Source organism: [Phormidium] sp. LEGE 05292, from assembly GCF_015207735.1.
Taxonomy (GTDB): Bacteria; Cyanobacteriota; Cyanobacteriia; order Cyanobacteriales; family Aerosakkonemataceae; genus Floridanema.
The window spans coordinates 21,895-40,060 of record NZ_JADEWG010000041.1 but is presented as its reverse complement, the minus strand read 5'-3'; the positions used below and the strand labels follow the sequence as shown (position 1 = coordinate 40,060).

The 18,166-nt window shown below is 38.4% G+C and carries 21 protein-coding genes and 1 pseudogene; 10 read left to right on the top strand and 12 right to left on the bottom strand.

Annotated features, from left to right (window positions below):
- Nucleotides 1–231: 231 nt before the first annotated feature.
- Nucleotides 232–1,038 carry a prohibitin family protein gene (locus IQ264_RS13895; RefSeq protein ID WP_193981378.1) on the top strand — a complete coding sequence of 269 codons (807 nt, stop codon included), beginning with the start codon at nucleotides 232–234 and terminating at the stop codon, nucleotides 1,036–1,038.
- 10 nt (nucleotides 1,039–1,048) lie between these two features.
- Here IQ264_RS13895 and IQ264_RS13890 read toward each other — a convergent pair whose 3' ends face one another.
- Nucleotides 1,049–1,513 (bottom strand): hypothetical protein, encoded by a 465-nt coding sequence (locus IQ264_RS13890; RefSeq protein WP_193981377.1) that lies wholly within the window; start codon nucleotides 1,511–1,513, stop codon nucleotides 1,049–1,051.
- A 367-nt stretch (nucleotides 1,514–1,880) separates the two neighbouring features.
- On the opposite strand from IQ264_RS13890, the gene IQ264_RS13885 reads away from it, so the two are divergent.
- Nucleotides 1,881–2,801 (top strand): cyclase family protein, encoded by a 921-nt coding sequence (locus IQ264_RS13885; RefSeq protein WP_193981376.1) that lies wholly within the window; start codon nucleotides 1,881–1,883, stop codon nucleotides 2,799–2,801.
- A gap of 187 nt (nucleotides 2,802–2,988) precedes the next feature.
- Here the strand turns inward: IQ264_RS13885 and IQ264_RS13880 are convergent, their stop codons facing one another.
- From IQ264_RS13880 to IQ264_RS13865, 4 genes are all read right to left on the bottom strand, one after another.
- Complete coding sequence (locus IQ264_RS13880) at nucleotides 2,989–3,582, bottom strand: hypothetical protein (RefSeq protein ID WP_193981375.1); 594 nt, start codon at nucleotides 3,580–3,582, stop codon at nucleotides 2,989–2,991.
- 418 nt (nucleotides 3,583–4,000) lie between these two features.
- Entirely contained in the window at nucleotides 4,001–4,651 is a 651-nt protein-coding gene (locus IQ264_RS13875; RefSeq protein ID WP_193981374.1) for a hypothetical protein, read from the bottom strand.
- Between the two features lie 62 nt (nucleotides 4,652–4,713).
- Complete coding sequence (locus IQ264_RS13870) at nucleotides 4,714–5,424, bottom strand: cadmium resistance transporter (RefSeq protein ID WP_193981373.1); 711 nt, start codon at nucleotides 5,422–5,424, stop codon at nucleotides 4,714–4,716.
- 107 nt (nucleotides 5,425–5,531) lie between these two features.
- Nucleotides 5,532–7,037, bottom strand: coding sequence for an APC family permease (locus IQ264_RS13865; RefSeq protein WP_193981372.1), 1,506 nt, complete (start codon nucleotides 7,035–7,037; stop codon nucleotides 5,532–5,534).
- A gap of 194 nt (nucleotides 7,038–7,231) precedes the next feature.
- On the opposite strand from IQ264_RS13865, the gene IQ264_RS13860 reads away from it, so the two are divergent.
- Together IQ264_RS13860 and IQ264_RS13855 are read left to right on the top strand one after the other, a co-directional pair.
- Nucleotides 7,232–8,164: a LysR family transcriptional regulator gene (locus tag IQ264_RS13860; protein ID WP_228061526.1), complete on the top strand. Its 933-nt coding sequence runs from the start codon at nucleotides 7,232–7,234 to the stop codon at nucleotides 8,162–8,164.
- A gap of 104 nt (nucleotides 8,165–8,268) precedes the next feature.
- Nucleotides 8,269–8,541, top strand: coding sequence for a hypothetical protein (locus tag IQ264_RS13855; protein WP_193981371.1), 273 nt, complete (start codon nucleotides 8,269–8,271; stop codon nucleotides 8,539–8,541).
- 3 nt (nucleotides 8,542–8,544) lie between these two features.
- Here the strand turns inward: IQ264_RS13855 and IQ264_RS13850 are convergent, their stop codons facing one another.
- The 4 genes from IQ264_RS13850 to IQ264_RS33425 all read right to left on the bottom strand — a co-directional run bounded on the left by IQ264_RS13850 (nucleotide 8,545) and on the right by IQ264_RS33425 (nucleotide 11,625).
- The gene (locus tag IQ264_RS13850; protein ID WP_193981370.1) at nucleotides 8,545–9,039 is read right to left on the bottom strand and encodes a DUF1634 domain-containing protein; all 495 of its coding nucleotides are present in this window, start codon (nucleotides 9,037–9,039) and stop codon (nucleotides 8,545–8,547) included.
- 1 nt (nucleotide 9,040) lies between these two features.
- Nucleotides 9,041–9,877 (bottom strand): sulfite exporter TauE/SafE family protein, encoded by an 837-nt coding sequence (locus IQ264_RS13845; RefSeq protein ID WP_193981369.1) that lies wholly within the window; start codon nucleotides 9,875–9,877, stop codon nucleotides 9,041–9,043.
- A gap of 818 nt (nucleotides 9,878–10,695) precedes the next feature.
- Nucleotides 10,696–11,319 (bottom strand): hypothetical protein, encoded by a 624-nt coding sequence (locus tag IQ264_RS13840; RefSeq protein ID WP_193981368.1) that lies wholly within the window; start codon nucleotides 11,317–11,319, stop codon nucleotides 10,696–10,698.
- 177 nt (nucleotides 11,320–11,496) lie between these two features.
- On the bottom strand, nucleotides 11,497–11,625 hold the full coding sequence (locus IQ264_RS33425; protein WP_265583038.1) for a hypothetical protein: 129 nt from the start codon (nucleotides 11,623–11,625) through the stop codon (nucleotides 11,497–11,499).
- Nucleotides 11,626–12,238: 613 nt separating this feature from the next.
- On the opposite strand from IQ264_RS33425, the gene IQ264_RS13835 reads away from it, so the two are divergent.
- Entirely contained in the window at nucleotides 12,239–13,036 is a 798-nt protein-coding gene (locus IQ264_RS13835; RefSeq protein WP_193981367.1) for a sulfite exporter TauE/SafE family protein, read from the top strand.
- Here IQ264_RS13835 and IQ264_RS13830 read toward each other — a convergent pair.
- Nucleotides 13,033–13,695 carry a cadmium resistance transporter gene (locus tag IQ264_RS13830; RefSeq protein ID WP_193981366.1) on the bottom strand — a complete coding sequence of 221 codons (663 nt, stop codon included), beginning with the start codon at nucleotides 13,693–13,695 and terminating at the stop codon, nucleotides 13,033–13,035. The two genes, IQ264_RS13835 and IQ264_RS13830, sit on opposite strands and share 4 nt — an antisense overlap.
- Before the next feature lie 67 nt (nucleotides 13,696–13,762).
- On the opposite strand from IQ264_RS13830, the gene IQ264_RS13825 reads away from it, so the two are divergent.
- From IQ264_RS13825 to IQ264_RS33420, 5 genes are all read left to right on the top strand, one after another.
- The gene (locus IQ264_RS13825; RefSeq protein ID WP_193981365.1) at nucleotides 13,763–14,458 is read left to right on the top strand and encodes a cadmium resistance transporter; all 696 of its coding nucleotides are present in this window, start codon (nucleotides 13,763–13,765) and stop codon (nucleotides 14,456–14,458) included.
- Nucleotides 14,459–14,691: 233 nt separating this feature from the next.
- Nucleotides 14,692–14,958 (top strand): PIN domain-containing protein, encoded by a 267-nt coding sequence (locus IQ264_RS13820; RefSeq protein WP_193981364.1) that lies wholly within the window; start codon nucleotides 14,692–14,694, stop codon nucleotides 14,956–14,958.
- Nucleotides 14,959–15,007: 49 nt separating this feature from the next.
- A complete protein-coding gene (locus tag IQ264_RS13815) occupies nucleotides 15,008–15,646 on the top strand; it encodes a histidine phosphatase family protein (RefSeq protein ID WP_193981363.1) in 639 nt (212 codons plus the stop codon).
- 4 nt (nucleotides 15,647–15,650) lie between these two features.
- Nucleotides 15,651–16,691 (top strand): glucokinase, encoded by a 1,041-nt coding sequence (locus IQ264_RS13810; protein WP_193981362.1) that lies wholly within the window; start codon nucleotides 15,651–15,653, stop codon nucleotides 16,689–16,691.
- Nucleotides 16,675–16,806, top strand: coding sequence for a hypothetical protein (locus tag IQ264_RS33420; RefSeq protein WP_265583037.1), 132 nt, complete (start codon nucleotides 16,675–16,677; stop codon nucleotides 16,804–16,806). Before IQ264_RS13810 ends, IQ264_RS33420 begins: the two co-directional genes overlap by 17 nt.
- Nucleotides 16,807–17,208: 402 nt before the next feature.
- Here IQ264_RS33420 and infC read toward each other — a convergent pair.
- A pseudogene (gene infC, locus IQ264_RS13805) lies at nucleotides 17,209–17,730 on the bottom strand (translation initiation factor IF-3); the annotation flags it as partial.
- 95 nt (nucleotides 17,731–17,825) lie between these two features.
- Nucleotides 17,826–17,987: a hypothetical protein gene (locus IQ264_RS13800; RefSeq protein WP_193981360.1), complete on the bottom strand. Its 162-nt coding sequence runs from the start codon at nucleotides 17,985–17,987 to the stop codon at nucleotides 17,826–17,828.
- Between the last annotated feature and the right edge of the window lie 179 nt (nucleotides 17,988–18,166).

Sequence of the window (18,166 nt, the reverse complement as noted above, 5' to 3'; positions counted from 1 at the left end):
CCTGCTTTTTCAGCACTTTCAGTCTTAGTCACTACTGATTTGTGTAAAAAGCAAGAGTTATGAAATATTTCTATTTGCTTTAATTAACTACGCTAAGTCGATTGCTTTATAGTATTATACTATGGAATATTAAAATAAATACTATTTTAGAGATATTGTGTTAATCGAGATATAGGTTAATTTAGAGATAATATTTACAACAGAGGTTGAATAGCCAGGTAAAAATTATAAATGAAAAATAAAACTTTTAACAAAGTTAGCAAAATCATTGCTTTTCTGCTACTGTCGCTGATTTTTTTCTCCCCTTTCGTAATTGTTAATGCTGGAGAGAGGGGAGTTTTAATGCAATTTGGCGAAGTTCAAAATCAAATTTTCGGAGAAGGAATTCACTTGATTATTCCCCTTGTTAATACAGTAAAAAAATTGAGTATTCGAGTACAAAAGCAGGAAATTTCCGCAGAAGCTTCCTCAAAAGATTTACAGGATGTTTTTACGGATGTTGCTCTTAACTGGCACATTCTCCCAGAGGAAGCAAACTTAATTTACCAACAAATAGGAGATGAAGCAGCAATTATAGATAAAATAATTAACCCAGCAGTGGAAGAAATACTTAAAGCAGTGATGGCGAAATACACAGCAGAAGAAATTATTACTAGAAGGGAAGAAGTAAAAACTGGAGTAGATAATAGTTTAACTACTAGATTAATAACTTATCACATTACGGTTGATGATATTTCTTTGGTTCATGTGCATTTTTCCCAACGATTCGGTGATGCTGTAGAAGCAAAACAAGTTGCTGAACAAGAAGCAAAAAGAGCAGAGTTTGTAGCCCTTAAAGCTACTAAAGAAGCGGAAGCTAAAGTGAATTTTGCTAAGGGAGAAGCGGAAGCACAAAGGTTAGTTCGAGAAACTCTGAGTACGGAAGTTTTAGCTAAGCAAGCTATAGAAAAGTGGAATGGTAATTTACCTTTAATTATTGGTGAGGGTGGGCCAAAAGTGTTGGATTTGAGTCAATTAGTAAATACTCTCCAAAAGTAAGGTTTCTGATTTACAAATTACCCAAAATTTCTAAAGGAGTGTCGAGAATTTTTAGTTGCAGGAGTGCCAGAATTACTAGGGTGTAGACAGTGGAAGTAGCTATACCCATCAATAATTCTTTTTTAAAATTACGTTCTTTAGATTGGTCTTGAAATACGTCCATAACTCCGGCTTGCATGAGTAGAATTCCGGCGATGCAGGAGATCCAATAACCAATAATGGTGCAGGGTAGGAGTAATTTTGGTGACAGTAAGCTACAGAGGTAGCCAAAACCGTAGGCGATCGGTAAATTGAAAAATAAGTCATTCCACCAAGATAAAGGCGAAAGCAAAAACCCTATAACTAGAAAAAATCCACCTTTGAGCTTTTTGAATAAAACTGCGGCAAAGTCCTGCGATATACCTTGGCGTAACTGTTCTGGGTTAAGTGCTTTAGCAATACTCAACCCTTGACCAACTTTTTCACCGCTTTCCATACAACTCCTTATTCTCAATCGGTTTACCGTATATTAAAACAAAAAAAAGTAAAAGTCCAGTGGAAAATACTGAAAAACTGGGTTTCTTTACTAAACAGTTTTTATACCTAAATGTTTGATCCCCCCTAACCCCCCTTATTAAGGGGGGAACAAGACTCGGTTTTATATGGTTTCCCTTTAGTTTGCTACAGATGGCTGACGCTCCAGACCCTCCAGACGGGGAGAAGGGGGGATTGATTTGTAGCAAAATATTAGGGAATTGAGATTAAGTCCCCCTTATTAAGGGGGATTTAGGGGGATCTCCGATTTGTTGCATTCTTTTTTCTACTTGATATTACAGATCGAGCTTTTCATTGGATTAGATTAGATGAGAAAACTCAAAGTTTTGTTTTTAGTAACCGTTTTTAGCTTAATTGTTTGCCTCTCCATCAATGCAGCACAGCCCCGCCCAGAGCCGACCTTGTGGCAGGTTTATCAACAGTCGCTTAAGTGGGCCAAATATGTCGATCTCACTCATACAATTACTCCTTCAATTCCTGTCTGGTCAGGATTTGGCCCGTCTAAGTTTGCACCTACCATCAACCCAAAAACAGGTCAGCCATACAATTACCAAAAGGATGGCTTTGAAGCGACCCATTACGACCTATCTACCGATCAGCTAGGAACACAGCTAGATCCACCAGCACACTGGAATCCTGACTATCCAGCACTCGATGAGTTGCCTGCAACTTTTGCGGTTCGTCCTTTGGTGGTGATTCCGATCCAGGAACAAGTAGCACGCGACCCCAACTATCATCTCACGGTCAAGGATATTCAGGATTGGGAGCGTCGGCACGGTAGGATTCCTTCTGGATCGGTGGTGTTTGTGCGATCGGACTGGTCTAAAGAATGGCCCAACCCCGAACTGGCTACCAGGACTAAGTTTCCTGGGGTGACACTGGAGGCGCTTAAATTCCTGCACTTACAGCGGCAGATTTTGTTTCACGGACACGAACCCCTAGATACAGATAGTACGCCCACTTTGGAAGGCGAAGCTTGGCTGTTGCACAATGGTTATACCCAAGCCGAGGGGGTTGCCAATTTGGACAAGGTGCCGGAAACTGGGGCACTGGTTGCGATCGGATATCCTAAATTCAAAGGAGGTTTGGGAGGTTATGCACGCTATATCGCTATCTGTCCGCCTGATTGGAAATATGGTGTGTCGATCGGTCAAATTCCAGAATCTCCTCTGCAAAAAGCAGATAAACCACTCCATTGGGATACACAACTCGGTGTCCGAGTCCGGTGAACAGGCATAGCATAGTACAAGAAAACCACGAAGACACGAAGAACACGAAGAAAGAAGAAGAAATAGCTTAAATGTTTAAATCAGCGGCGGCAAATAACTTGAACGAGTCTGCAAGCGACTTTCGACCGTCCGCTTGATTTAAATTGTTAGTTGGTTAGCAATTAAAGTTACTACACTCCTTGCAACTTTACCTCGATAAACAATAACTTTTCGCCCAATCTTCTAGCTTCTCGACTTGAGCCAAATTTTCTAGCTTCTCAACGGTAAATTTGCCCAACTTATAGACTAAGAAGAGACTCCCACTTGTTCCACCTGCGATAAGTACCCCCATAACAGCTGGACCTCCAACTGCTGACGTAACGACCGCAGTAGCTGCTGCGCCTGCAACATTGCTACCCATCATTCCAGCAATTGTTGTCATTATTCCCCCTAATCCCAACTCAGAAACGGCTGAGGCAATACCAGCATAACCAGCTAGCGCTCCTGCTCCCGCATTAGATGCAGATGCAATTGCTGTAGCAATTGTGCCAGTTGAGGCTAAGCCTTCTTCAATAGCTGCCCACTTTGAATTGTCAATTCCTTTTAACTTGTCAAAATAAGCTTTACAAATTGTTTCTGGTGTTTTATCCAGTAACTTTTTTGTATCTGCAACCATCTGTTTGTTGGACAAGATTTTGTCAAGCTGTTTCAGAAGCGAAAAATTAGGATAGGGGAATGCAAAAGCGGGTTTTGGTAAAGTCAAGCTTGAAGATATTGTAATCAAGAGAGTTATGAGAAACACACAGAGAATTCTTTTGAATTGCTTTAGCATGGCTATCTATACAAATATGAACTACGTTACTTATAGAGTACCCAAGTAACAAACGCTACTAACACATAAGTAAAAGTATCTTCTATTTACTGCCTAAACCTGAAAATTAAGCCAGCAAACATTAATTGCGCCATTATTTCTTTAAAGGTGTGCGATTTGGAGTCGCTAACCCGCTTAGTGCAAGAAAAAATCAGCCAGAAGAAAACTCTCCTGGCTGTTTAAGGTTGAAAATGCTATTTTCTTGGTCTGATATCGATTACCTAAATGTTTGCTACAGATACTTGGGATGGGCGGGTTTTGACTTGAATCTTATTGCTTTTGCATTCAAATCTTTTGGCTAAACCCGCCCCTACCCTTCTGTATCAATCATTTGTGTAAACGATATTACTTAGTCGTTTTCGATCGTTGGTGCGTTGGGAATTCTCGCGGCTATTGCGTCCGGCGAAATATTGGGAATAAACCAATTAGCATCACCAGCACTGAAAATTTCCGATGGAGGAACGTTTAATTCTACTTCGCCTGTGTCAGGATTAGTTTTGACTACTAATTGGGTGCCATCAAGGATTTTAACAGCGACAGGATTTGCTAATTCTTGTGTTTTTCCGTTATTACTTAAACCTGCAACTTTGATTCCGCCTGGTAAATAAACTCCATCACAATCCCATTCATCATTGGTGGTTTCGCCATCTGCGAGAAAATAGATGGCATTATCGAATGTGGAGGTCGATTTTTTGGATTTAGCACCATAAACAGCTAGGGTTTTTCCGGTTTCATTGCGACATTGACCCCAGTTAATCCCGGATTCCAAAGCATATTTTTGAAATTCTAGGTCTGCGATCGATTTTTGAATGTCTTCTTGGGTAACTCCTTCGGGTAATTCTGGGTAATTTTTGACTTTCAACAATTCATCTAAAGCTTGATTGACTTGGATATAGTCGGGGTTCTTAGTGAATTTTGGTGGGTCAGCAAATGAAGGTTTGGCAATTAGTAGGTTAACAAAAATTACCAAAGCTACAAGAACTATTTTCAAGTATCTCATGGTTTTCTCCTTGTAATTTAATCAAAAAAGTTGAAGTTAAATTGAAATGAATGAGGGAGAGTTTAATTTTTTTCTATTTGGGGCGATCGCCAATAGTTAATCGCCTGGGTAAGCACACAACCGCCGATCGCTAGTAGAGTCATCACAGTTAAGGAACTGCTTTCTAGTGTATGACTTTTACACAAAATCAACACACCCAAACCAATCAAAATGAAGGGAACAATATTGTTACCGTAACGAGTTAAGGAAGATGCGATCGCAGGTAAATGAGTTAATCGATAAGCGGTGTAACACCAAACACCAACCATCGAGAAAAATACCGCCAGAATTACCGGAAGACTTGCCAAAGTACTGCTAGCAAATAGTGGTACATAAATGCTGATATTGTCACTGCCATTAGCAACAGTCACCGCTGCTACACCGTAAACTTGGGGAGAAAAAATCTTTGTTAATACAGAGTTATTAGGTTCTGTTTCTACTTCCTCATCTGAATCATCATCATCTCGATCGATCAAGCTGTTAATACCGATCGCGATCGGCACAATACCTAACATTCCAATCCAAGCTTGAGGTACGATTAAACTGCTAAAAAAACCGGGAAGGCTAGCCATAACTAATGCAGTAAAACCGAGATATTGTCCAGCAACAATGTGCCAACGGCGAAAGTTGCTATTTACTTGGGAAAAAAACAGACTGAGAATGACAATATCATCAATGTTGGTAGCACTAAAAGCTGTTAATCCGGCGGGAATTGCAGTTATTAATCCATCCATTTACAGTTCATCCTTTTTGTTATGTTTTGGGTTTAATAATTTAGCCACTTACTTATGGTGATAAGTAGGACAGGCATCTTGCCTGTCAATCCGTCTCCTCAATAAATTCATTCCAAATCTTCCCGATCGAGTGAAATTGCATTCAACGGAGAACTGCTGTAAGAGGTGTTAGGTTTTTCAAATCTGGCATGAATTGAATCAATACCTCGCTGCATTGAAGTAACGATTTCCGGGGAACGAAATCTTTGCATGATAAACCAACCACAAGTTGCCGCTAAATATAGTAAGAATAGATAAGGAAAAGCATCGTAAGGTGCTTCTGGAACTGGGAAAAGTGTACTACCTGGAATTCCCACACTACCCAAAACTGGTATTGCCATGAATCCAACTGCTAATACTGAAACTACTACATTGATAGGGCGCAATTGACCAATATTGCGGAGGTAAACTGGTGCAGCAATAGATATGAGAATGTACACAGTTAAAAATCCATAGCTACAAATTGCCCCTAAATAACCCATGCTTTCAAATAATTTGATGTGGAATAGAGACATTACAGCAGGCACCAAAAACATAATGAAGGTACATAAAGTGACTGCAATATGAGGGGTTCTATTAGAGGAATGTGCTGAACCTAAAGAAGAGTGAAATAATCCGTGACGTGCCATCAAAAAGAAGATTCTCGCAGCAGGATTAATACAACCCAAAACACAAGCAAAGAAGCTAAATAAAGCGCCAAAGGCAATTAATTCTCCTAACCAACCCATGCCTACTTGTTGTGATAAGAAACCCAGAGGTTCTTCGGTTTTAATAATTGATACTCCTGTATCTCTAAAACCTAAAACTTCAATATAGGTCATGAGAATGAAGAATAAACCAGCTAAAATTGCACTGCCAGTTACAGCCTTGGGAATATTTTTTAAGGGGCTTTTTGCTTCATCGCCTAAAGAAGTGGCGCTTTCAAAACCAGAAAAACCAAACATTACTAAGACAAGTCCTGTTGCTACGTTACCAGGAGTTACGCCTTCTAAAGTTAATTGAGGTAAATCTAATGCAAAGCCTTTATGTGCCCAAATAATTCCACCTAAAACTAAAATTAGTGCCAGAGAAATTCCTTCTAACCACAACATTGCCATTGCCGAAAGTTGGATGTCTTTATAAGCTGCGTACCAAGCAATTCCAGCGCCAAATGCTAATAGTGTAATGCTTGAAGGATGGATGCCTAAATGACCAATTAAAGTGCTACTAAAGTTAGCAAAACCGCATAAAACAGACATCCCAGTAAATAGGTAAGCTAGCACTAAACTCCAGCCGCAAATTACGCCTGCTGTTGGCCCTAAACCTTTGACAATGTAAGAATAAAGTGAACCGGGAGAGGCTGAACGACTGGCGAATTGATTAATATTAATGCTGACCAAAATTAACCCAATTAAGCCAATCAAAAAACTTAGCCAAGTGCCATTCCCAGAAAGGGCAACAATTAAGCCAATATTAGAAGCTGGTATTGTGGTAGGTGCAATCACAGCAAAGGACTGTGCTAATACTTCTCCGAAAGAAAGACAATCTGGTTTTAAACCGTGAGTACTGTGATTATTTACTTTTTTAGTCGTCATTTAACCTTTTCCTTTAATTTACTGAAGAGGATTACTGCTAAGTTGGTTTTTGCATATTTGCTTTAGCTTGAGTTGAATCCAGGGTGTCTCATTGTTACTTTAAACTCCTCTTTTGTATAAATCAAACATTCTTTTTTGTTAAACTCATAAATTGAATTTATGAAAGTTTTAAAAGTACGGTTTTGAGGTAGGAAATGTCATCAATGACTCTCGATCAGCTACGGATTTTTTTAGCCGTAGCAGAACAGTTGCACTTTACTCGTGCAGCAGAAGTTTTATACATTACTCAGCCTGCTGTTAGTGCAGCAGTTCAAAGTTTAGAAACAGAATATGGAGTGAGATTATTCGATCGCATTGGTCGCCATATTGAAATTACAGAAGCAGGTAAATTACTACAAGTTGAAGCCAAAAAAATTCTCGAACAAGTTGCTTTAACAGAACGGGGTTTGCGGGAATTAAACAACCTCCAAAGGGGTGAATTAAAATTAGGAGCTAGCCTAACTATTGGTAACTATTGGCTACCGGACAAAATTAGTCAATTTAAGCAGTTATACCCCGGTATTTTTGTTAACTGCACCTTGGCTAATGCTGATGATATTTGCGAAGGAACAGCGTTGGGTTTGTTCGATATTGGTTTAATGGCGGGGGAAGTTAAACCATCTGTGAAAAAGAGTTTAGACCAAGAAATAGTGGGAAGCGATCGCTTACAAATTGTTGTTGGTAAATCCCATCCTTGGTTTGAAAGTAAAGGGATTACTTTAACCGAACTTTTCACAACAGATTGGGTAATGCGTGAATCTGGTTCGGGAACCCAACAAATGTTTGAACAAGCTTTAAAAAATAGAAACATAGACCCGAGTGAGTTGCAGGTAATTTTGGTTTTAACTAGTAGTGAAATGGTCAAAGCTGCGGTAGAAAATGGCGTAGGCGCAGCCGCTATTCCCGAATTGATGATCAAAAAAGAATTACAGCTTGGTACTTTACGCTCAATTCCCATTATCGATAACGTCAATAATTTGCATCAAAAATTGGATATAGTTCGACCAATTTTAAAGTTAAAGCATCAGCAACGCTTCCAAACTCGACTTGCTAAAGCTTTTGAACAAATGTTAATCACATTAATTTAAAACATCTGCTCCTATCAAGTTTTAATTGTTTTAATAACAGAATTAAATGGTAGCTATAATGGAAAAGTCTACCAAATAAAATGTAACTAAAAAAAGGGTTTACCATGACTACTGCCTCCTTAAATACTATTTTGTTAATTTCTGGATTGGTTCTAATTTTAATTTCTATAATCGGACAATCCAAACTTTTATTTTTGGAAATCAATCCTGGATGTTGGGGAAGATTTCTCGCTTTTACCCTTGGTGTTCTCAGCCTAATCCTGTTCGCTATTTTGTCAGTTGGATCGACACAGAGCTTAGATGCGATCGCAACTTCTTTATTCGATCGAATTCGATTAAATTTCCAGAATTTGACTCAATTTGTCCAGCCTGATTGAGTTTTAATGATACGCTCCAATCACGCTGTAAATTAATCCTGATAACACCAGCAAAGTCACCACGATGTAGACATAATCTCGTTGACGCAGAAAAGCTAAAAACGAGATTGCTACACGCACGATCGGAGTAGCTATTAAAATCAATAAACCTAATTGGATAATCCCCCGACGACGACCTGCTAATACTGCATCAATTACCCCTTCTGGAGAACGAAATTCCGATGGTACTCCATGAAAAACTCGATAATCAGCAGGTTCAGCACCGTGACGTATTAAATACAAAATTCCTCCCAGTAACACAACCGCACTGGCTAGAAAAACTCCGTATTTTAAAAGGTTGCTGAGTAACAGTTCTAGTTGTTGTTCTCTCTTGGTTTTGCTGTATTTTATCTCCTCATTAACTTCACACTGTTGGGGAAAATCATTGAGATCGTTATCCGAATTTTCCTGAAATAAGTTATTAATTTCAACTATTTCACTTTCAGCTAATTTTTGCATCTTATATTCCCCCTGATAAGTTGTTGTAAACCATTTTGAAAGCCATTAATACCAGAACTAAACTAAAAACTATTCTTAAAACTTTAGTTTTCGCTCCTACTAGAACTTTTGCGCCTAATAAAGCACCTGGTAATACTCCTAACATCACAGGCATAGAAAGTCCGGGATCGATATAACCTCGTGCTAAGTAAACACCCGCCGAAGCTGCTGCGGTGACACCAATCATAAAGTTACTTGTAGTTGTCGAAACTTTGAATGGTAACCGCATTGCTTGATCCATTGCTAATACTTTAAATGCTCCCGAACCAATACCTAGTAAACCGGAAATTACTCCCGCAACTACCATCACGCTAAATCCCATCGGAACCGAGTGAACTTGGTAAGGCATTAGTCCGTTGGGAGTTGGACAAGTACCATTAAGTTTTAAATAGCTGACTAACGGATCTGTTGACTCATTTTCTGGCTGTTCGGGACGTGGTTGTTGTGATAAATAAGCTGAATAAAGTAGAACAACTGCTAACACAATAGTTAGTGCTTTGACGGAAATAAATGCAGCGATCACAGCACCAATTAACGCTCCCATTGTTGTCGCTACTTCTAAAAACATTCCTAACCGTAAATTAGTAAAACCTTGCTTAATATAAGCAGATGCCGCACCGGATGAAGTTGCAATCACAGAAACTAAAGAAGCGCCAACGGCATAGCGAATATCAACTGCAAATACTGAAGTTAGCAAGGGAACAATAACTACACCACCGCCTAAGCCAGTCAGAGCTCCCACAAAGCCAGCAGTAAATGAACCTATCCAAACTAATAAAGTAAATTCCCAAATATCCAATGTTTACACCTCTTTTTTATATTTTTTTACTACTTAGCAATATCAGTGTTATATGGCTAAAAAATAGCTGTAAAATACCAGACTCATCAAGCCAATTTCCAGCTTTTTCAATCTAGCTACTGCATCAGTAGGTATATGTTAACTATTCTACTAATTGCATGGAATAAATTGCCTACATCCGTTGATATACGGAGTCTTTAGCATTATCCTTTCTATGGCTACAGCTATTGTTTGGTAATCACTCTGCTGGGTCATATATTTTTTCTAACTATAGATGTTTTTTCATGGTTTTTGCTCATCACGTATGAATAAAGATACTAAGTGAATTTTTTTTAAAAATCAAGCAAATTACTAACTACTTTGAGGATTTTTTTGTTATTATTAAACACCGAAAATATTACTAGGTTAGTAATATATAAATAAAAATTATATTTATATGAGATCTTGCACCAGGAGGCGGAGCCTCTATTTCTCGTTACCAGGTTGAACCTGGTAACGAGGGTTGGGGGGTTCTACCTCCAGGAGTGCAAGATCTGAGTTATTATATTTTTTGTCAAATTAATTACATTATCGCTTTTCTAGAAGCAAATTTACTTTCTCAGTTGGCTTTCCCGTAGTTGTACAGCAGAAGGGCAGAAGGAAAAAGCCTTAACAACAAGAGTTCTAGCTCTTCATCCTGTCGATCGCAATAAACGATAAAACAAGCTTATAGTGTAGCTGTATTAACTTTTTCAGTCTTTGCCATCTAAAGAAAACATAAAAAAAGAGGTTATCGATCGATCGATAACCTCAAAATCGATTATTCAACTGTGAAACAACTAATCAATAAGTTGGGGGCTGGGAGTTTGGGCGTTGATATCTACTTGAGATAATTTAGGAATCATCCAGTTAATTTCACCTGCTTTGAACACCTTTGCTGGAGCAACATTAAACTCAACTGCACCCGTCGTTGGATTTGTTCTGATGATTGATTGGGTTCCGTCTACAAATTTGACTGCTAGGGGTTCTGTTAAACTTTGTGCTTCCCCATTAGAACCGAGAACTGCTTGAGTTCCTGCTGGTAAATAATAGCCATCACAATCCCAATCATCGTCGGTTTCAGTTCCGGCTGCTAAGTAATAAAGTTGAGTGGGAGATTTCTTAGGCTTATTGGCATACACTGCTAGCGTTCCATTCGTTTCATTGTGACACTGTGCTCGCTTTTCAGCAGTTTCCATGACGTATTTTTGCTGTTGTAATTGACTGAGTGTTTGCTGATATTGTTCGGGTGTGTAGCCTGCTTGTTCTGGATTACTTTGTACTTGCAAGAGTTGATTGATTGCTTGTGTTACTTCAGCATAATCTGTGCCTTTGGTGAAATCTTTGCCTGCCCAAGAGGGAGGAGCAACGATCAAGTTAACGAAAAGGACGATCGCTACAAGAACAACTTTGAGAAAGTTCATAGAATGCTCCTTTGTTTGAAATGAAATGATTGAATATTCCCAGGAAAAACTTCGTTTATTAATTTGGGAAATGCTATCAATCTTAAATGAAGTTTTAAGTATTACTGAGTGTACACTAAGAGAACATTATTGGTTATTGATTTTAGGAATAATTTCCAAAGTTGGAGATTGAGCTTTTTAGGCTTGACCAAAAGTTAAAGGTTTCTTCTCAGGAGGTTGGATCTTTAAAGATTCTAGTTGCTTCCGAATCATAGAGGCTTCTTGTTCAGCGTTAATAGTTGGTTCTGTTGATTGAGTTGCTTTCATGTTTCACCTACTTTTTCTACTAATTTCGTTTAATTCCTTGACAATTGCGATGCTTTATGTTTTTTATCGGTGCTGCACTTGCCGATAGTTTTACTGTACGCAGTTCAATCAATAAGAGCAAACATTCTTATTTGTTGAATTGATAAATTGAAGTAATTGAACAGGTCAAACTTTACATTTCTAACTCTATTTGCTAGTGCGAAATATTGTCGGTTCGATCCCCTCAATCCCCCTGTAGATCCCCCTTAAAAAGGGGGAAGCCAGAGGATGCAACGCTATTTATTTCATGGAGGACTTTTAATCTGGTTCCCCCCTTGGTAAGGGGGGCGGAGGGGGGATCTTCAATTAATTGAATTGGTCACTTTTGCCAAATTGTCAAATAAATTGCTGCTTGCTCTATCTATCAATGGTTTTGGGCAATTTCGTATAACCAGATACTACGATGTATAGCTTTTTGGTAATCATTTCAGTTAAAATACGGTAAGTCGATCGAGTTAACGGTGTTCATGACTAAAAGCTAAAAACTTGCTAATAAGACAAATCATGGTGCAAGATAATCGATCGCAAACATTAAGCAAAGTTCTCAAGGACGGTAATTTCAGAGGTCAATTATATGAGTTATTTGTTACTAACACCGCTGAGTTTTTTAGTAGGCATTGTTGTGGGATTAACGGGAATTGGCGGAGCATCGCTGATTACTCCAATGTTGATTTTCCTGTTTCAGGTGCCACCTGCGATCGCAGTTAGTTCTGATGTCGTAGCTGCCACATTAATGAAAGTAATCGGTAGCGTTAAGCACTGGCAACAAAAAACGCTGGATTGTGAAGTAGTAAAATGGCTGGCGTTGGGAAGTGTTCCTGGCTCACTTTCTGGAATCGGACTTTTATATTTACTCAGACAAATTGAAGGTTTAAATTTAGATACTATTTTACTTCGCTTAATTGGCACCATGATGGTGTTAGTTACTTTTTCAGCTATAATCCAATCATTATTAAAGTTATTTATGCCTAAATTAAATTTACCATCTGCCCCAAAATTTGACTTAACAACTAATTCTGGGCGATTGTTAACGATGGGTATTGGAGCAATTTTAGGTTGTTTAGTTGGCTTAACTAGTGTAGCTTCTGGTTCAATGTTTGCGCTGGCATTAATTACTTTTTTCCGCCTTGATTCGCAAAAATTAGTCGGAACAGATATTTCCCAAGCTTCTATTTTGTTAGTGTTTACTTCGATGGGACACTTAAGTTTAGGAACGGTTGATTGGGGCTTAGTTTTGCCAATTTGGTTAGGTACAGTACCGGGGGTTTTAGTTGGTGCCAAACTCTGCAAACTCACCCCACAACCTGCACTACGTATGATTATTTATAGCATTTTAACAATGGTTAGTTGGAAACTAATTAATCAAGCTTAATTAAATGCGGAGCGCAACATTTCAAAAGTGCCTCTTTCGTACATGATAAATAAACCCAACCCAATTAATACAAAAGGTACGATCGGCTTACCATAACGACTTAATACATAGGCAATATCAGGGTGTAGAGTTAATGAGTAAGCAATTCCACACCAAACACCCACCATGATAAAGAATACTCCTAAAATTATCAGTAAACTATTAACATCCTGACCAGCAAATAAGGGAATATAAATACTAATATTGTCGCCTCCATTAGCAACTGTGATTGCTGCTACTTGATAAGTTTTCGGATTCAAAATACTGAAAATAAATCCCGTGATTGAGTTTCTGGCTAGGTTTTGCTGCAACTCATTACTTACCGTTTGCACCTGTGCAGTATCCTTTTCGCGATCGATTAATTGCTTAATTCCAATCCCTATAGGTAATAATCCCAACAAACCAATCCATTCCTTCTGCACTACCAATCCACCGAAATATCCTGGTAAACTGGCAGCAACTAGAATCGCAAAACCAAGATATTGACCAATAATGATGTTTCGCCGCCGAAAATTATCGTTCAGTTGCGAGAATAGTAGTAACAAAATAATGATGTCATCAATATTCGTGGCTGCAAAAGCGATGATTCCTTCAGTAATAGCTGTCCCTATACTAGTCATGTTGATTTATGAAAGAAGTTCCTTTTAATATTAATATTAATCTGGCAATAAATAAGGAATTGTCGCCATGAGTGGGTTAGTAACGGCGATTACTACAGGTGTAACAGCCTTCTGTGCTACTAATATTGATGACTTAGCTATTCTGTTGTTATTGTTTTCGCAAAAAAATCCATCATTTCGCTATCAGCAGATTCTTTTTGGTCAATATCTTGGGTTTACAGTATTAGTAATTACTAGTCTACCTGGTTTTTTGGGCAGGTTGGTCATTCCCCAATATGCGATCGGGTTATTAGGTTTCATTCCCATTATTCTTGGTCTCGATCGCCTATTAAATAAAAACGATGAATTATCGGAAGTAGAATTACCAACAGAATTAAGTATTAACTCTATTGTTAATAACTTGATTTCTCCCCAAACTTATACTGTAGCAGCACTGACAATTGCTAACGGAACAGATAATATTAGCGTTTATGTACCTTTGTTTGCTCATAGTTCTTTCAGCAATCTATTAGCAATTTTAAGCATATTTTTTTGTTTAGTAGGGGTTTGGTGCTATACAGCACAAAAATTAAAAGATAATTTAACAGTTGCTCGGTTACTAACTTCTTATAGCAATAGTTTTGTAGCAATTTTCCTGATGGGATTAGGGATTTTTATTGTTTTGGATAGCCAAGTACTGAGTTTTACTAAGCTATTTTTTAGTTTTCTTTGTTTGGTAGTTTTAGTGAAAAAAGAAGCAGAAAATGATGAATTACTTGGTTAATTGATTAGTTAAGCCTGATATGTTCTCCCTCTTTTCTGGAGCGTCCTCTGTGCATCTGTGGTTAATTATAATATAAGTGTTATATTAAATTGCACAGAAAGAGGTAAAAATATGAATTGGCAAGAATTAAAGCGGGAAGCTGATAAATTGTCGGTGAGCGATCGCTTAAGATTAGTTGAAGAAATTGTGCGGGATTTGTTACAGCAACGACTTTGACTGATATCTTCTACATAGTGCGAAAGAATAGGGGTATTGATATTGCTAAACAAGCAATTTCCCGAATTCTGACAAGTATGCAAATCTGTAGAGTCGATCGCGATATTTTAGAGCAAGCATTTACTTTGAATATCAATGATTTTCAAGATGCGGTACAGTTAGCTTGTGCAATGACAGAAAATCTTCAGGGAATTGTAACGCGGAATACAGAAGATTTTGTAGTTGCTAACTTGCCAATATTAACCGCAGGTCAAGGTTTAGAAATTTTGGCGCAAAATCCCTAAAATTCGGGATAATGATTCTGGCACTCTTAATCGTCAATCTAATTATCTTATGTCACAAACAGTTTGGATTGCCCGTCATGGAAACCGCTTAGATTTTGTTAACCCTGATTGGTTTTTAACTGCGGAACGCCGTTACGATCCCCCACTTTCTGATGATGGACTTATTCAAGCAAGGCAATTAGGCGAACGCTTAAAAGGAGAAAAGATTGCTCATATTTTTGCTTCTCCGTTTTTAAGAACTGTACAAACTGCTAATCAAGTTGCCGAAATTTTAGACTTACCAATTAAGGTAGAATCCGGGTTAAGCGAATGGTTAAATTCTGATTGGATGACGGAACACCCAGAAAAACTTTCCTTTGCCGAATTGCAGGAAAAATTTCCCAGAATTGACCCAGATTATACCTCTAGAGTGATTGCTGAATACCCGGAAACTGGGTATAAAATGATGGCAAGAGCGGCAGAAACAGCAAAGATCCTGGTAGCTGAATTTAGCGAGGATATCCTATTAGTAGGACATGGTGCATCTGTCGTCGGAACGAGTCAAGGATTAGTCGGCGGAACACCAGAAATCAATGCTTCTTTGTGTTGTTTGGTGAAAATTGTCCGTGACGATCGACAATGGGTGATGGAACTCAATGGTGATGTTTCCCATTTGAGTCAAACTGAAAAAGTAATCCGCTTTCACTAGATTTATGACTTTACTACTAGCAGGCGATATCGGTGGAACAAAGACAATTCTGCGGTTGGTAGAACAGCCAGCAGTAGGTTCAATGTACAACTTGGATGAGGCGACTTATCCAAGTCAAGATTTCCCCGATTTAGTGCCCATAGTACAGAAATTTCTGGCAGCAGCATCGGCACATTTGGGTTATTTACCTCAGCCAGAAAAAGCTTGTTTTGCGATCGCAGGCCCAATAGTTAACAATAGCGTGAAACTAACTAATTTGGTGTGGTTTCTCGATGCAGAACGTTTGCAACAAGAATTAGGCATCGCAAAAATCAGTTTAATTAATGATTTTGTGGCTGTAGGTTATGGTATTTTGGGTTTAACAGAATCAGATTTACATACCTTACAAGTTGGCAAATTTCAAGCAAATTCACCCATTGCTGTCATTGGTGCAGGAACAGGTTTAGGACAGGCATTTTTAACACCTTCAGGTGACAGTTACCAAGTGTTTGCTACAGAAGGCGGACACACTGATTTCGCACCACGCACAGAACTAGAATTTCAAATGATGAAATATCTGTTAGAAAAACACCGAGTTGACAGAATTTCTGTAGAACGGGTAGTTTCTGGCATGGGAATTGTTTCAATTTATCAGTTTTTACGAGACAAAAAAATTGCTAGCGAATCACCCGAAATAGGGGAAATTATTAGAATTTGCGAACAAGAAGCGGGAAACACTGAAAAAACAGTCGATCCAGGTGCAGTTATCGGCAAAGCTGCTTTAACAAAAACCGATCCATTAAGTGAAGAAACCCTGCGAATTTTTGTAGAACTTTATGGCGCAGAAGCAGGTAATATGGCTCTCAAACTATTACCTTATAGCGGTCTGTATGTGGCGGGAGGTATTGCTGCGAAAATTTTACCTCTGATTGAAGCTGGAGGTTTTATGGAAGGTTTTATTAACAAAGGTCGCATGAGAAATTTACTGGAAAAAGTCCCAGTTCATGTGGTATTAAATCCCCAAGTCGGGTTAATTGGTGCAGCGATTTGTGCTAATAGATTATAGGGGAAAAATTGGGGAGTGCGATCGCTTATTTTCTCCTTTAATTTGGGTGAAATGGATTTGCGATCGCGCCAATCAAACTCAAATAAATCAAAACGTTGGTAAATCAGCTTCATAGTTCAACCTTCAAAAAAATTTAGTAGGATGGATAACCACCCTACTTTATAAATTTAGTGATATAAGCTTGCATCGCATCTAAATTGTATATTTTTGGTGTTAGGCAAAAACCGTCAATCCCTCTCCCCATCCCCCCATCTCCCCATCAGCCTAAATATTCAATTTAAATGCGTAGCAGTTTATTAGTTAGCTCCAGCCTGGAATGTCAAACTTAAATTCGTCTAACTAATGAAAACATTAATCAAAGAAATCTCATAAAAATTATAAGCTCCTTTGCTAATTGGTTTTAAACTGTGGCTTCCGAAGGCTGAGTTTCTACTAGTTTAGGCTTGCTAGTAGGAGTAGGAGTAGGAGTAGGAGTAGGATTAGGAGTGGTAGTAGTAGGAGTTTTGACAACAGCACTCTTAGGAGAAAGCAGCATAATCATATTGCTACCTTCTTTTTTCGGTGCTTGTTGAAGTTCTGCAAATTCCTGTAAATCTTTTGCCATGTCATTAAGCAGATTTTCCGCTAAATGGCTATGTTGGCTTTCTCTACCACGAAACTTGATAGTTACTTTTACTTTATCCCCAGACTTCAAGAATTTTTCAGCTTGATTGACGCGCACTTTGTAATCATGATCTTCAATTGTATAGCGCATCTTCAATTCTTTGACAGAAGTCTTATCTTGATTTTTCTTATTTTTCCGTTCTTGTTTTTCTAAGTCATATTTAAATTTGCCGTAGTCAATAATCCGACAAACAGGTGGCTCAGATTTATCATTAATCATGACTAAATCTAGCTCTCTTTCTTGAGCCAAACTCAAAGCAGATCTAGTATCCATAATTCCTAAGTGACCGCCATCATTATCAATCACGCGAATCTGGGGTACACGAATCGAATGATTGATGACATGACCACGATTTTTTTTCTGATCCATAGGCATGAATTAAACCTCAAAGTTACAACACTATTATGGCTTAGACTTAAATTTCCCTCATGTTTCTCTGGTTGCATGATGGGAAAACTTTAAGTCTTTAGCTAAATTACGCCAAAACTGAAGCAGTGCGATTTGCCCCTTCCCACAATGTTAAACGAATTATATCTATCTGATGGCGATCGCTCAACAAAGGTTGACATCATACCAAAGTTCTGTGCCATAAACTTAACATTTGGCTGCCAAAAATCGCCAATTTTACCCATCTAAGCTTCATAGTTTGCAGGTCTGCTCATTATCCAAAAGGGCGCTAAAATGTTCAAAATAAACAAAATACCTAGACATCATCAATTTTTGTTAAATTCTGCCATTTTGTAAAGTTATTTTGCGATTCAGAAGTTTGATTTTAGGTGATTGTGCATCAAATTTTACTTGGTTGCAGAAG